This window comes from Nocardia speluncae NBRC 108251, from assembly GCF_001613245.1.
GTDB classification, from domain to species: domain Bacteria; phylum Actinomycetota; class Actinomycetes; order Mycobacteriales; family Mycobacteriaceae; genus Nocardia; species Nocardia speluncae.
The window spans coordinates 23,119-37,678 of the sequence record NZ_BDBZ01000009.1; the positions used below are offsets into that span (position 1 = coordinate 23,119).

At 67.0% G+C, this 14,560-nt stretch carries 14 protein-coding genes; 7 read left to right on the forward strand and 7 right to left on the reverse strand.

What is annotated here, in order from left to right; genetic code table 11:
• Positions 1-35: 35 nt before the first annotated feature.
• Positions 36-623 carry an NADPH-dependent FMN reductase gene (locus tag NS6_RS12340; protein ID WP_218024268.1) on the forward strand — a complete coding sequence of 196 codons (588 nt, stop codon included), beginning with the start codon at positions 36-38 and terminating at the stop codon, positions 621-623.
• Between the two features lie 223 nt (positions 624-846).
• Here the strand turns inward: NS6_RS12340 and NS6_RS12345 are convergent, their stop codons facing one another.
• Together NS6_RS12345 and NS6_RS12350 are read right to left on the reverse strand one after the other, a co-directional pair.
• Entirely contained in the window at positions 847-1,593 is a 747-nt protein-coding gene (locus tag NS6_RS12345; RefSeq protein WP_068040812.1) for a DsbA family protein, read from the reverse strand.
• A 136-nt stretch (positions 1,594-1,729) separates the two neighbouring features.
• The gene (locus NS6_RS12350) at positions 1,730-2,971 is read right to left on the reverse strand and encodes a cytochrome P450 family protein (protein ID WP_245669289.1); all 1,242 of its coding nucleotides are present in this window, start codon (positions 2,969-2,971) and stop codon (positions 1,730-1,732) included.
• 274 nt (positions 2,972-3,245) lie between these two features.
• On the opposite strand from NS6_RS12350, the gene NS6_RS12355 reads away from it, so the two are divergent.
• Positions 3,246-4,628, forward strand: a complete 1,383-nt coding sequence (locus tag NS6_RS12355; protein ID WP_068040815.1) for an FAD-dependent oxidoreductase — start codon at positions 3,246-3,248, stop codon at positions 4,626-4,628.
• A 34-nt stretch (positions 4,629-4,662) separates the two neighbouring features.
• On the opposite strand, the gene NS6_RS36330 is transcribed toward NS6_RS12355, so the two are convergent.
• On the reverse strand, positions 4,663-5,721 hold the full coding sequence (locus NS6_RS36330; protein ID WP_068040817.1) for an SRPBCC domain-containing protein: 1,059 nt from the start codon (positions 5,719-5,721) through the stop codon (positions 4,663-4,665).
• Positions 5,718-6,086 (reverse strand): ArsR/SmtB family transcription factor, encoded by a 369-nt coding sequence (locus tag NS6_RS12365; RefSeq protein WP_068040819.1) that lies wholly within the window; start codon positions 6,084-6,086, stop codon positions 5,718-5,720. Before NS6_RS12365 ends, NS6_RS36330 begins: the two co-directional genes overlap by 4 nt.
• Positions 6,087-6,566: 480 nt before the next feature.
• On the opposite strand from NS6_RS12365, the gene NS6_RS12370 reads away from it, so the two are divergent.
• Together NS6_RS12370 and NS6_RS12375 are read left to right on the forward strand one after the other, a co-directional pair.
• Positions 6,567-7,610 carry a hypothetical protein gene (locus NS6_RS12370; RefSeq protein ID WP_068040820.1) on the forward strand — a complete coding sequence of 348 codons (1,044 nt, stop codon included), beginning with the start codon at positions 6,567-6,569 and terminating at the stop codon, positions 7,608-7,610.
• 111 nt (positions 7,611-7,721) lie between these two features.
• Positions 7,722-8,297 carry a dihydrofolate reductase family protein gene (locus NS6_RS12375; protein WP_068040822.1) on the forward strand — a complete coding sequence of 192 codons (576 nt, stop codon included), beginning with the start codon at positions 7,722-7,724 and terminating at the stop codon, positions 8,295-8,297.
• Here the strand turns inward: NS6_RS12375 and NS6_RS12380 are convergent.
• Complete coding sequence (locus tag NS6_RS12380) at positions 8,279-8,989, reverse strand: helix-turn-helix transcriptional regulator (RefSeq protein WP_068040824.1); 711 nt, start codon at positions 8,987-8,989, stop codon at positions 8,279-8,281. The genes NS6_RS12375 and NS6_RS12380 overlap by 19 nt on opposite strands.
• A 271-nt stretch (positions 8,990-9,260) precedes the next feature.
• Here NS6_RS12380 and NS6_RS12385 point away from each other — a divergent pair, with 271 nt between their 5' ends.
• Positions 9,261-10,313, forward strand: a complete 1,053-nt coding sequence (locus NS6_RS12385) for an NAD-dependent epimerase/dehydratase family protein (RefSeq protein ID WP_068040826.1) — start codon at positions 9,261-9,263, stop codon at positions 10,311-10,313.
• 493 nt (positions 10,314-10,806) lie between these two features.
• Here NS6_RS12385 and NS6_RS12395 read toward each other — a convergent pair whose 3' ends face one another.
• Complete coding sequence (locus NS6_RS12395; RefSeq protein ID WP_068040830.1) at positions 10,807-12,009, reverse strand: helix-turn-helix transcriptional regulator; 1,203 nt, start codon at positions 12,007-12,009, stop codon at positions 10,807-10,809.
• Between the two features lie 183 nt (positions 12,010-12,192).
• On the opposite strand from NS6_RS12395, the gene NS6_RS12400 reads away from it, so the two are divergent.
• A complete protein-coding gene (locus tag NS6_RS12400) occupies positions 12,193-12,504 on the forward strand; it encodes a hypothetical protein (protein WP_068040832.1) in 312 nt (103 codons plus the stop codon).
• A gap of 199 nt (positions 12,505-12,703) precedes the next feature.
• Positions 12,704-12,883, forward strand: a complete 180-nt coding sequence (locus tag NS6_RS12405; protein WP_068040834.1) for a hypothetical protein — start codon at positions 12,704-12,706, stop codon at positions 12,881-12,883.
• 55 nt (positions 12,884-12,938) lie between these two features.
• On the opposite strand, the gene NS6_RS12410 is transcribed toward NS6_RS12405, so the two are convergent.
• Positions 12,939-14,558 carry an MFS transporter gene (locus NS6_RS12410; protein ID WP_245669291.1) on the reverse strand — a complete coding sequence of 540 codons (1,620 nt, stop codon included), beginning with the start codon at positions 14,556-14,558 and terminating at the stop codon, positions 12,939-12,941.
• Positions 14,559-14,560: the final 2 nt, after the last annotated feature.

A 14,560-nucleotide genomic window follows, 5' to 3' on the forward strand; every position in this document is an offset into this window, starting at 1 on the left:
CGCCGAACGCAATAGGGGAGACACCGATGACGACGATATCGACCGCCACCACCACCCTCGCGGCACCGTTGCGGCTGGCCCTGGTGATCGGCAGCAGCAGGCAGGGCCGTTTCGCGCCGACCGTTGCGGAATGGTTCCACAGGCAGGCGAGCGCGCGACCGGACCTCACGGTAAGCGTCGTCGATGTGGGTGAACTGGACCTGCCGCACACCTTCGGCGCACCCGCGCCCCGAGCTGCCGAGACCCGGACTGCGCTCGCCGAGGCAGACGCGTTCGTGGTCGTCACGCCCGAGTACAACCACAGCTATCCGGCGGCCCTGAAGAACCTGGTCGACATGCACGGGCGGGAGTGGCAGGCGAAACCCGTAGGGTTCGTGAGCTACGGCGGGATATCGGGCGGTCTGCGCGCGGTCGAACACCTGCGAGGCGTTTTCGCCGAACTCCACGCCGTCACCGTGCGCGATACCGTCAGCTTCCACAACCCGTGGCGCAACAGTGCCGCACAGGACGAACCGATCGCCACCGCGGAAGCCGAAACGGCCGCGAAAACCCTGCTGGATCAGCTGGTCTGGTGGGGAGAGGCGCTTCGCGCGGCCCGTGCTGCCCGCCCCTACGGGCAGTGAGAGGCCGTGATGCGACACAGTGTGGTGCCGGCCCGGAGTCGGGCCGGAACCGGCGGCCCGTAACCCGATGACGGTCGCGCGGTTCCGGTGGTCGGCCCGACCACGGCCACTCTCGACCAGACCATCGTCGACGTGGCAATCAACCGGCTCCCCGCCGAATTCGCGGCGCCGCCCGAGCTCGGCGGCGCGAACAACCGGCCTTGCCGTTACCCCGTCGCAGCATTCAGCGGGCGGCGGCGATGACCGGGGCGAGGCCGTCCTGGCCCAGAAGGGCTTCGGAATCGGTGACTTCTTCGTCGTTTACGTAGACGGTCGGGGTGCCGTTGACGCCGGAGGCGAGTACCTCGTCGGTCTTGGTGCGCAGATAGGTGTCGTACTGCCGGTCGGTGATGCAATCCGCTACCGCGGAGTCGGGGTAGCCGGTGGATTCGGCGATGGCGATCAGCTCGCTGTCGGGCAGGCCGTCGCCGCCTTCCGCCGGCTGTTCGGCGAACATCTCCGCCAGCCAGGCCTGGTAACTGTCCAGCCCCGAGTCGGCGACACAGAATGATGCGTTGCCGGCCCGCGAGGAGTACTCGGTGGTGCTTGCCCGATCCAGGAACGAGATGACGCTGTATTCGACCGCCGCGCTGCCCTCGCGCACGGCGTCCACCAGCACCTTGCCGTTGGCCTCCTCGAAGGCTTTGCAGTACGGGCACTGCAGGTCCATGACGACCCGCACAGTTACCTCGGCGTCCGGTTCGCCGATCCGCACCGCACCGTCGGCCGCGACGTTCGCGGGGGCGGAGCCGCTGCCGGCCGGCGCCGCGGTACCGGGGATCGTCTCCGCCATCGCATTACGGGCCAGCAACCCGGCGCCGACCGCGGTGCCGATCAACAGCACAGCGACCAGGGGGATCAGTACGACGAAAAGCCGGCGGTTCGGCCCCGGGTTCTGCGGCGGTGGCCACCCGCCCGGATAGGTGCTCAAATCGTTGCTCCCTGCTCGCCGGACACTCTCCTCGACACCCTAGTGCGCGAAGGTGACCGCCGGCGGCACCGCGGCGGTCCGGTGGCGGCGCACCGAGCACCCCGGGGACCGGGCGACAACTCGCAGTACCGGCTGCTCAGGGAAGCGGAATCGGCGGCGTAGGGGGGAACCGGACGGGTAGCGCGTCCAGTGCACGGTTGTAACCGCCCACCCGCCAGGACAGTTCGTCCACCCGCTGGGCGAGTTCGATTTCGGGGAGCGCGTCCAGCAGCTGTTCCAGTGCGTAATGGCCGATGACGAAGGAAGGGTCCTGTGCCGGGCAGACATGGGGGCCCGCGCCCCAGGCCAGATGCGACCGGTTGCCGGACCGGTCACCGGTGCCCATGCCGACGATCGCCGGATCGCCGCTGACCGCCGCGGAGCTCACGATCACCGGTTGATTCGCCGGCAGCCACACCTTGCCGACGAGCTGCGGCTGGCGTGGGTACCGGATACAGAAATTCGCCAGCGGCGGGTCGGTGAAGAGCACTTCTTCGATCGCATCCTTGATGGACAGGGCGCCGCCGAGCAGGGAATCGGCAAAACGGGGATCGGTGACCAGCAGTACCAGCGAATTGATGATCAGGTCCGACATCGGCTCGACTCCCGAGCCGAAGAGCATGACCACCTGATGGGCGACCTCCAGATCCGCCAGACCGGCCGGATGAGCCATCATCCAAGAGGTGACATCGTCGGCCGGGGCGCCGCGTTTGGCGTCGAGTTCCTCCAGCAGGATCGTGATCAGCGACTGGTTGGCCGCCTCGGCGGCCTCCGCGTCCGGCGCCACCCGGATACCCCCGATCGCGCCCAGCAGTCGCTGTCCGGTCTCGAGCGAGAAGCCCAGCATATGGTTCACCAGCTGGAACGACAGTGGGACGCTGAATCCGGAAACGAGTTCGGCCGAGCCGGTTTCGCAGAAACTGTTGATCAGTCCGGTGGCGGTGCGCTCCACGGCCGTGTGCAGACCGTAAAGATCGACACGCGACAGGCTGTCGGTATAGACCTGACGGAGCCGGGTGTGTTCGGACCCCGACAACCGCAGGGCGCACGGCCGGAACTGCATGATGTGCGAGACCGGTGTGCCCGGCGCCAGCTTCGCCTGCCAGGTTCGTGGATCGGACGAGAAATGCTCGTGGTCGTTCAGGATCTCCAGCGCTTCCCGGTAGCCGATGACCAGAGTCGCCGGCATTCCGGGCTGGATTTCCACCGGCACCAGCGAACCGTACGTTCTCCGCATTTCCCGGTACGCCGCATGCGGGTCCGCGGCGAACTCGGGGGTGTAGATCGGCACGGCGGGCCCGTCGAGCTCGATCGGTGTGGAAAACATCTGGGTTCTCACGGGTACGAAACTCCTTGTGCGCCGACGGTGGGACCGCAATCGGGCCACCGGCTGTTCCAGCGGCTCGCAACCCCCGGGCCGATCGTTGGCACCAGGTCCGCGGACGCTGAATGTCATTGCGCTCCAGTATGTTCTTCAGCGAAAGTACACGACGCCATACAGTCGGCCCTCGCGGATCCGGTACGGTCACCGAACGTGACTTCGGCCTGCCCCGGGGTCGGCGCGGCGGGCCGGTGGCCGTGCATGTGATGTCGAATTGTTTCGGAGGCTCCGGATGTCCCTTTCCCATGCCGTGGTGCTCGGCGCGAGTGTTGCCGGATTGCTTTCGGCCGCCGCGTTGAGCAAGAACTTCGCGACTGTCACGATCGTCGAACGGGATCAGCTCCCCGACGCTGCCGTGACGCGTCGCGGTGTGCCGCAGGGCAATCAAGTGCATCAGCTGATGCCGGCCGGGTTGACGCGGATCGACGAATTGCTCCCCGGGTTCAGCGCCGCGCTCCTCGAACAGGGTTGTGAACGCTATGAGATCGACCGCGATGTCGCGGTCCTGTACCCGCGGGGCTGGGCGGCGCGGGTCGCCGGCGGCATGGAGGTCATCGGTTTTCTCCGGCCGACCTTCGAATGGGTGCTGCGGCGGCGGGTGCTGGCGCTGCCCAATGTGCGTACCGTGCACGGTATCGCCACCGGACTGCTGGCCGGCACGGACGGCACCACGATCACCGGGGCGAAGGTGACCGGGGTCGACGGCGGGAAACTGGACGCCGATCTCGTGGTCGACGCGACCGGGCGCGGATCCAAGGCACCGAACTGGCTGAGCGAACTGGGCTACACACCACCGGCCGAACAGCTCGTGCGGCCGTACCTCGGCTACACCACGATGGTGGTCCGCTTCCCCGAGGGGGCGCTACCGGAGGGGTTCCGCGGAATCGCCGCCACCCCGAATCCCGCGCATCTCAAAGGCGGAGCCATTCTGCCCTGCGGTAACGGTCAGCATGTCGTGGCGGCCATGGGGATGTCGAAGAACTACCCGCCGGCCGGGTACCCGGAATTGCTCGACTACCTGGACGAGGCCCCGAGCCCGCTTCTGGGCCGCGCCGTGCGCGCCGCGGAATTGATCGTCGAGCCCGACACCTACCGTATGCCGGGCAATCAGCGCAGGCTCTGGGAGCAGCTGGACCGGCGGCCCGAGGGATTCGTCGTCATCGGCGACGCCGTCGCGGCATTCAACCCGATCTACGGCCAGGGGATGACGATCGCCGCCATCGGCGCTTCCGTGCTCGCGCAGGTTGTCGCCTCCGCGGACGGCTCGGTCACCGGAATTGCGGAGAAATTCGCGGCCGAGCTCGCGCCGTGGACCGATTACGCCTTCGCCATGGCCGCGAACACCGATTCGTTCTTCCCCGGCGCCGAATTCGTGAACTACACCCCGCCCGATCCGGAAGCCGTCGCGGGCGAAGCGTTCGCGGTGGCCGCCGCCACCACCGATCCCGCTGTCGCTCAGGCGATGCGCCGGGCCGCCTATTACATGGACCCCTCCGGGATGCAATCACCGGTCGTGCAGCAGGCCATCGCCGAATGGGCGTCCACCGGGCGGCAGCCGGATCCGTCGCTGACCGATCCGAACCAGCCGCCCGCCGCGATTCACGACGTGGGCTGACGCGCTCCGCGAACCCGGTCCCGACCTTCCCGGTTCAGGACGTGGGCTGCCAGGCCGGATCCCGGCCGATGAAGGCCATCAGCTTGTCCTGAGCCGTAGCGTTCTCGCCGACCGGTACGGCCGGACCGTACTGCCCGCTCTCCCGCAGCATCCGGTCCATCGGCGCCATCCCCTCGAGCGTTGCGCGGCAACGCTGCTCGTCGAGGTCGGGCTCGCGGCCGAGGGCCTTGGCCAGATCCCAGGTGTGCATCCATACGTCGGGTGTGTAGAAGTTATCGATCGCCTGGTCCACCGGCTGATCCCCGATGTGCGGGTTGCTGAGTATCCGTCCGGCAGGATTGTCGAGAATGCCCTGGATATCGGCGACGTGCCGCTTCCATGCCGTCACCGGGTCGACGGCGACGTCCAGGGCGGGCAACTCGATTCCGGCGCCGCCGAGGAACCCGCGCGACCACTCGACCAGATGCTGCACGATGTCGAGCGCGGTCCACTCCGGGACCGGGCTGGGGCGTGCCCACTCCCCGGCCGAGGCGGATTCGACGAGTGCGGTGAACCGGGCGGCGTCCGCGAAATGCCGGGTAGCGGGACCGGCGACCGCGGGCGTTGTGGGCTCCTGGGTGAGCAGATGGTCGAGTTTCTCGTAGCCCTCGCGTACACCGGAATCCATTCCGCTCGCCAGCATGCCGTCCCGCGTCGCGAAATCGGCGACGACGCTCAAAGTCCGCAGCCGGGTGCGTTGCTCGCCGAGCTTTTCGAAGGTCACCGTCTCCAGCGCGACTCCGTCCGGCTCGCCGGTGTAGGTGAATGTCCACACGATTCGTTCGGACGGCCGTACCTCGTGGAAACTGCCGTAGAAGGCGGCGATTTCGGTGCCGTCGCTTTCGCTGGCGAATGCCCACGCACCGCCCGTGCGGGCGTCCCATCGGGTGATCTTCGTGCTCATCGAATGCGGACCGACCCACTGCGTGTAGAGATCGGGGTCGATATGGGCGCGGAACACCTGGGCGGGCTCCGCATCGAACTCCCGGATGATCTCGATCGTGGGGACGTTCTCGTCCGCGACGATTCTGGTGTCGTATCCGGTTGTGGTCACGATGCCTCCTTCGGCGGAAGTATCCGCGGCTGTTCGTCGTCGGTCATTCGGGCCAGCACCGCATCGAGGCGCCGGTAGCGCTGTTCCGCGGTATGGCGGTAGCGCTCGATCCATTTGGTCATCAGGTCGAATATCTCCGCGTCCAGGTGCACCGGCCGCCGCTGGGCGTCTTTGCTCCGGGTCACCAGTCCGGCGTCCTCGAGGACTTTTACGTGTTTGGAGATCGCCTGCAGGCTCATCTCGTAGGGCTCGGCCAGTTCGCTCACCGTCGCATCTGCCGCGGCCAGCCGGGCCACCAGTGCGCGCCGGGTCGGGTCCGCCAGTGCCGCGAACATGCGGTTGAGCAGTTCCCCGTTTTCTTCCATGCAACCTTCCTCAACTCAACGGTTGAGTAACAAGGTAGCGCGGTTGCTGAGGTGTGGTCAACCTTTCGGTTGATAACGATGTGCGACCTCGGCCGGGCTGTTGCCTGCTCGGCAGTGCGGCAGTGGGATGGCCGGCGATTGCCGTGCGTGGTGTGCTCGCTCACGAAACGTGAAGAGGGTGCCGTGCGTGGATCCGGTCACAACGGCTTCCCGGCGGGCGGGGCGTACCCGGACGTTGAATTCGGCCGAAAAACCGGCTATTTCAGGCTATTTCACAACAATGGTGCGGTCTACGGTCGACGCCGGGTGCGACTATGTTACCGAAAGGTATTGTGGCACAGCTCTCTTTATCGGCCAAATGCCACTTGACCTGCGGGTGTGGTGTTCTAAGCTGAGGAAAGTCGATGAGCGGCAAGGGCTCATCGGGGATGCGGCGAAATGCGATTCGCACCCCTGATATTCGCGCGGTAAGGCGAAACGGTGGACCACACGGTCGAGACCAGGAATACGTCGGAATACTCACCACAAACCAAGGTCGGAAATATCGATCGACCGGGTTCGCAATTACCATCCGATTGGAAATGCTGGTCCGTTTCTGCGCTCAGCCTGCTCACCCTGATCCTTCTGTTTCAGCCCTGGCTTGCGGCTTCGGGACCGCACGGTGACGTCCAGGCGGACGCTTTCGGCCGGCTCGACGGCACCGTTCCCGCGTTCCGCGGCGTCGGCGAACGCCTCACCGAGGGCGTCGTTTCCATCAGCGGGCTGTGGGGCATCTCGGCCGCCGCGGCCGCGGTGATCACCCTCGCCGCGGCGTGCATGTACCGGGTCTTCGGTATCGGACTGCCGGCGATGGTCGCTGCCGGTGCGGCCAACGCCGTACTCGTCCCGGCGGCGCTGCTGCACCTCAACGGAAAAGCGCCGGAGCTGGGCGCGATGACCGACCAGCACGATGAACTGAAAACCGTGCTCGGCGACCTGCTGGGCACACTGTTCGGCGGCGGCCGGGAATCCGGTGCCGATACAGCACAAGTGGCCACCGCCGTCCTGACGAATCAGGCACTCGCCTGCGGTCTGGCCGCGGTGCTCGCCGCCGCGATCGCTCTCAGTATGCGGAAGTCGATACGGCCGATCACCGGCACTGTCGCTGTGCCGGTGGAGGTTGCGGCCCAAGATCCCGCTGCCGGCCGTCCCGTCGGCGCTCGGCACGCGGCTCCGGCGAGCGTTGCTGTCCTGGAACACGAGCTCGACCTGGCCCTCCCGTACACGCCCGGGGCGCTCGCCGCGGTCCGTACCGATCATGACGACCTCGGCGTCGGTAACCGGCTCCTGACCCGTGCCGAACTGCCCCGTCGGACCGATGGCCCGGCGCGCCGCGACCGGCCTACTGCCCGCCGCGCCCGGCCCCGGCCCACCAACCGGGCCGCCGCTACACCGCAGCCGGGCAGCGGGGCCGCCGCTTCCGCGAAGCGTGCGGCCGGCCATTGTGCTTCGCCCCGATCGGGGCGGCCGGTCGTCTCCGCGTGAAACCGGCGGGTTTCCGCCCGGCAGATGGTGTCGGTTTCGTCCAAGACATCGGCAGCGGCTCTTCCTAGGCTGAGTTCAGCCCGAATCCGACGCCACGCACTGGAGGAATTGATGACACGCGAGCTGGTCTACACGGGTTTCATATCGCTGGACGGCGTCGTGGACTCGCCCGGTGGCGCAGCCGAGGGGCACCGCAGCGGCGGCTGGGTGATGGACACCGAGTTCGTGCCCGAGGCGTTTTCGCTCAAAGGGGAGGAACTCGCCGATACGACCGCGTTGCTGTTCGGCCGCCGCAGTTACGCTGCATTCGCCCCGGTCTGGCGCGATTCGGACGATCACGCCGCCTACAAGGACCTGCCCAAATACGTCGTATCCGCCGGCCTGAGCGAGGACGCTCTGATAGCCGGGTGGGGTCCGACCACGATCCTGCGATCGGCCGACGACATCGCAAAGCTGAAGCAGACCGACGGCGGCGCGATCTACATCCACGGCAGTGCCGAACTGGCCCGCCGCCTCTCCGACGCCGACTTGATCGACCGGTACAACCTACTGATGTTCCCCGTGCTCCTCGGGGCGGGGAAGAGCCTGTTCGCCCGGTCGGACCGAGATAAGCAGACACTGCGATTGCGGGACTCGGCGACCTACTCCAACGGAGTCACCAAACTCGTCTACGAGGTCGCGCACTGACCGGGATCGAGCGCGAGCGCGCCACCGGTCCCGGTGCGCAACTCCTGAGCGGTCCGGCCGACGTACCGGCGTAACGCTCGGGCGAGATGGGGTTCGTCGTAGTATCCGAGTTTGGCGACGACGTCGCCGGGCGTCTCGCCCGCGGTCAGCAGCAGCGCGGCGGTGCGGGCGCGGCCGATCTGCCGGACCGCGCCCTGGGTGAGCCCGGTCGCCGCCCGGAACCGTCGTTCGAGCGTCCGCTCGGTGACTGCCGGCGACGAACCCGCCAGCGTTGCCGCGACCAGGGGGTCGCGGATCACAACTTCCTCGCGGACGAGCCGGCAGGCGAGCGCTTCGGCATCATCGGCCTGCGGGGTTTCCCGGTGGGCGCCGTCGAGCCAGAAGGTTCGCCGTGTCACATCGGGCAGTACGAGCCCACCGTCAACCAGCGCCGCCGTCGCCGTCGTACGCAGTGATGTCCCCACCGCGAATTGGATACCGACGAACTCCGCGCCTTCGGGCACCGGTGCGGTCCCGGTGCGGCGCTCGGGTCCGGTGATCGCCGCATAGCTGCGCCCCTCCAGCTCCCAGAACACCAGGCCCCAGGTTTCGGTCGCCACCGATGTCATCTCCGAGACCTGCTCGCTTCGGCAGATCCACACGGACTCCACCCACGGCGAATCCGATGCCCGTGTCTCGAACAGCAGTCCCATCCCCGAAATCCTAATCCCGGCGCTTCGCGGGCTGCTCGTGTCGCGTTCCCGGTCGCGTGCGGATCGGTCCTCCGGTGCGCGTCTGGCATCTCTCCGATTGACAAATGCGAGAGGGTGCTCGTATTTTGTATTTACGAGCATTCGCTCGTGTTTTACGGATATATCGGTGTTCCACCGGCGTCGAACATGACTGTCGACAACGCAGCGGTGGTCGCCGCGGGCGCCGACCGGGCCCGGCGGTATCCGGATCCAACGGCCGAGAGGATCGCATATGGCACACCGAGTGCTCGTCACCGGCGCAACCGGATTCGTCGCCGGGCACTGCATCGCGGAACTGATCGAGCACGGGTACGACGTGCGCGCGACGGTACGCGATATCGACGACACCGGCCGGCGGGTTCATCTGGAGAAACTGGCGGCCGACCGCGGTGGCAGCATCCAATTCGTGCAGGCGGACCTGGACCGCGACGATGGGTGGATGCACGCGGTCACCGACTGCGATTACGTCATGCATACGGCCTCGCCGTTTCCCGGCGCACCGCCGAAAGACCCCGGCGAACTCGTCCGGCCCGCGGTCGACGGCACACTTCGGGTGCTGCGGGCATCCGCGGCCTCGGAGACGGTGCAGCGCATCGTGATCACCTCGTCGATCGCCGCGGTGTCAGCAGGCCGCGAGCCCGGCGATCACACCGTTCGCACCGAACAGGACTGGTCCGTGCTCGATCGGAGCACCGCCTATCAACAGAGCAAAACTCTCGCCGAACGAGCGGCCTGGGATTTCGTCGCCGGACTGCCTGCGGACCGGCCGCTCGAATTGGTCGTGATCAATCCCGGAATGGTGCTCGGTCCTGTTCAGCATCCGGTGGCGGGAACGTCGGTCAACGCCATCGTCCGCCTGCTGCGCCGCGATATGCCGGGTTCGCCACGGCTCGGATTCGCCCCCGTCGATGTGCGCGACCTCGCCGCCGCGCATCGGCTGGCAGTGGAAAGCCCTGGTGCGGCAGGCAATCGGTATATCTGCGCCGGCGACAACATCTGGATGGGCGGCATCGCGCAGATCCTGGCCGAGGAGCACAACCGGAAAGGTTTCCGCGTTCCCACCCGCACGATCCCTGATCCGCTGATGCGGATCATCGGATACATCGACCCGTCGGTGCGGCTGATTCTGCCGTGGCTGGGCCGTGACGAACGTGTCAGCTCGGACAAGGCCCGCCGAGAGTTGTCCTGGGAGATGCGGCCGGTGCAGGACACGATTCTGGACACAGCCGCGAGCCTGATCCGCCACAACATCGTTCCCGCGCCCTACGGCGCCTCGGTCGAGTGAGACGAGGCCGGAATGCTGATTGCGACCGTTCTGGTCTCTGTCCTGGCGCTCGTTCGCCGTTTCCGCCGGCAACCCACCGCGACTCCGAACCCGTCCGCACGACCCAGTGGGCGGCGTGGCCGACAAGTCGCGGCGGTGGCGGTGGCGGTGGTTGTTCTCCTGGCTGTTCCGGTGCTGGTGGTGACCGGCGGTATGGAGCTGCCGTGCTCGTCCGCCCAGGTTCCCGACACTCACGTAAGCGGTTCGTAGCGAACTCACCGAGAAGCCGACCCCGCACCGAACGGCGGGGTTGGCACTCGGCTCAGATGCTCTCGACCATGTCCGCTGCCCGACCGCAGCGGGTGAACGCCCTCGGCCCGGTCGCCCCCACAGGCTCTCGCCCGTTCGGCAACCGGGCCGATCACAAGGCCGGCCGCCGACGGTGGCCGTCGTGTACGGCCGATGACGGCACCGGCCGGTAGCAATAAGTTCCGGGATATTGTTCCCGAAGCTGCTAGGCCACCACGCCCACCCGTTGCGCCAGCCGGCCCAGTTCTCCCGTGGTGAGGTCGCGGCGCGCTTGACGCAACATCGCACCCACCAGTTCGCGAACCGGGGCCATTCCGCGCACATGCTGGGGGGCGGCGTGCTCACCCCGCAATAGTGCGTGTAGCGCCGCCCGGTGGTCTCGGCGCATCGCCTGTGCGCGACCCATTTCGACGAAGAACTGTGCGTGCCGTACACCGGCCGGGAGTTCGTCCGGGTTCAGCGTTTCGGCGATGCGCAGCGCATCGGCGGGCTCGCGTCGCTCAACCGCCGAACTCATCTGCCACAAGGCAACGTTCGCTGCGCCGAATGTCCGATTGCGTGCGGTGCTCCGGCCGCCGAGTGCATCGGGCAGCCGTGTCGCGATCTGGGCCGCTTCGTCGAGGTGGGGCCGTGCATCGCCCCCGGCCAGTGTTTCGGCGAACCCGATCTGCAATCGGGCCATTCCGACCATCTCCAGTTCGCCGAGGGTGCGCGCATCTGGTGTCAGCCGGTCGGCCGCGCGGCCGGCAATGGCCAGTGCGGCAGGCAGGGCACCGGGACGCGCAGCGAGGATCTGCGATTGGAGGAATGCCGCCGCGGCGACCGGGGCGAGCGAATCGGCGTGTTCTGCCGCGCGCTCGGACTCCTGTACGGCTGTCCAGGCCAACGCATCGTGTCCGCGCTGCCGCAATGCCGAGGCCACACCGTAGGCGGTGGTGGCCAGTAGGTCCCACGCTTGCGCGCTGCCGCTTTCGGTGAGGCGGTAGGCATCGGTCAGCAGATCGGGCAGTAGTGGGCCGAGTGCGGCGTAATCCCCGGCATGTCGTAGCCGGGAGGCCTGGTCGACGGCTGCTGCCAGTTCGTCCAGGTTGCGCGGCGGCCGGGTGTCGGTGATATTGCCCTGGGTCCAGAGCGCGGTTTCGATGGCAGGTACTGCACGGTGGAATGTGCTGGTGGCAGGGTCGATTCGATCGTCACTGCCGGTCAGGTCGCCCAGTGTCACCCCGAGCGCGCCGGCCAGCGCGAGCAATGTTCGGCGGGAGTCGACCGGCCGTAGCCCCGCCTCATATTTCGCGATCACCGATCGGCTCATCCCCGCCCGATCCGCGAGGATCTGCTGGGAGAGACCGCGCCGGGCACGGATCTGACGGATCCGGTGCCCGATGTAGGTATCCGAGTCGTCGCTCATGTCGCGCACCTGCGCTTCCCTGTCGAGTCCATACCTCGAGTGCATTGTTCCACTGGGGAACAAAGTGTGCTTGTGGTGTTGTGACGCTTGCCTCGGCCCCGCCGCCGGGTCGACCGCTGACGCCCCAGTAGGTCCCCGGCGGTGGGTGCATTCCACATTCACCATGGAGGCAGGGGAGCCACGATGCGGCAGCAAAGGGAGCCGATCGCGTTCGGATGGGTCGACGACGAGGTGAGTACGGCGCCGGATCGGGACCGCGCGCAGGTGTCGCGGTTGGCGCGGCGGCTCGGTTACCGCGTGATGTGGCCCGATGTGCGTTCGGTGCTACCCGTGGCCGACCAGGTACGCAACGCGGCGGCGGAAGTGGTGATCATGCCCGAACCGGGCCATCTCGGCCCACTGGAGCTGAACCGGGTCATGGGCGTCGCCGACGTGGAGACGGTGCTCCCTCGCCTGTCCTTCGCCCGCTGGTCGACGGCGGGCACCGGCCGGTGATGGGTCTGGGATGGCTGGTGGTGCTCGGGCTGCCGGTGACCGTGCTGGTCTGGGCGGTGTTCTGGCCGAACGACCGCAGCTGATCGGCGAAACGCCGGGGCCGCCCTCCGTCAGGCGGGGCCGGTGTGGAACCGCAGGTCAGGGGACGATCTGTGCGGTGTTCATTGCTACCGCGCCGCTACCGGCGGACACTGGAGGAATGGTTGACAGGGAGCAGCGCACACCGTTGTACGGGGTGGTACTGATTCTCGCGGCGCTCGGTGCGGCGATGGCGGTCAGCTACTTCGGGCCGACGTGGTTCCGCGTCACCGTCTACATCCTCGCGGTGATGGTTTTCCTGGTCGGCGGTGTGATGACCTTCCGGGACTACTCGCGCTGACGTAGCGGATACCGATGCTCGCCCCGGTTTCGTGGGGCGAGCATCGGTCGTCGCGTCAGTGGGGTTCGGGGATTTCTCCCGGCCGGTATTTCGGCAGTCGCGAGGCGGGTAGCGCGGCGGCGGCACTGATACCGGCGAGGATGAGGAAACCGAGTTTCAGTGTGCGCAGCCGCTGCTCTTCGTTCAGGGTTACGGCGGCATCTATCTGTTCAGGGGTGGCGGTGGTCTGCTCGAGCAGGCCGCGTAATTCGTCGTTGCTCACGAAGTTGACGTTGTCGAGGTTCACCTGCGCGGCCAGGTCCGGCGGCAGTTCCGGATGTTCCTCCACGGACTGGGTCACTCCGAAACTCAGTGTGGTTACGAGTACGGCGCCCATGACGGCGGTGCCGACGGCCGAGGCGAGGTTCTGCGCGCTACCCCGCAACGATCCGACATCGCCGGCGAGTTCCTTGGGTGCGGCGGTGACCAGCACGTTGAACACCAGTGTGACCAGCGCGCCCTGCCCGATACCGAAGACGATGAGCCCCAGGATCGTCGGAACGGTTTCCCAGTTGTTCGTGACCGCGAAGGCGAGCCAGATCAGCGCGACCGTTGTCAGGCCGAACGAGAAGAGGGCGATCACGCGCGGCGGATACTGCTTGTAGAACCGGACGATCAGCGTCGCGGTGACGAAAACGGTCAGGTTGAACGGGATCATCGCCAGCGACGTATCGAACGGGCTACGTCCCTGCACCACTTGGATGTAAGTGGGGATGGTGAAGTTCACCGCGGCTTCCATGGCCACGATGACGAACATCGCGTAGATGGCGGCACGCTCGGTGGGGCGGCTCAGTACGCTCAGATCGATCAGCGGAACCTTGCCCTGCCGCATCCGCCGCCTGGTCCATATGACGAACAACTGCCCTAGGATCACACCGGCCAGGACCAGCACCGGCGCGGGGGACAGGTCGAGAATCGAGAACGGCGCGGCGTCTTTCGCGAAGACGATGCCCCAGGCGTTCAGGTTGTTGAAGCCCAGGGTGAGTACGACGATCGCGGAACCGATCAGCGCCGAGGCGAAGAGATCGATTCGGATATTCGGGTTGCCCTCATCGGTGCGGAGCCCGAAACTCAGTGCGAAAACGGCGACCGCGATGGCCAGCGTGACACCGAATACCGGGCGCCAGCCGACCAGCGTCCCGAGTGTGCCGCCGATCAGGAACGCGCTGACACCGGAGATGGCGCGGGCCGAACCGAGCGAGCCGACCGCCGTTGCTTGCTGATCGCCCGTGTAGTTCTCGGCGATGAGCGCCACCAGCGCCGGAACGATGATCGCCGCGGCGGCGCCGGCCAGCACCTGACCGCCGATGGCCCATTCGATACTCGGTGACAGGATCATCGTCAATGACGAGCAGGCGAATACGACGACCACGACCCGGAAGATGACCAACCAGCCGATACGCTGGCCCAGTTTCGCGCCTGTCATCACCAGTGCGGCAACGGCAATGCCGTAGACGACGATCGTGGAGCTTGCGACTGTCGGCGCAACCCCGAAGTCCTCGACTATGCCGCCCAGGGAGATCGGCAGCGCAGCGACGTTGAAAGACATGAGTACCTGTGCGAGGAACAGTCCGATCATCGGCACCCACGAGCGCCGTTCCGGATCGGACCGGGCGGTGAACGTGTTGTCCGGCACGG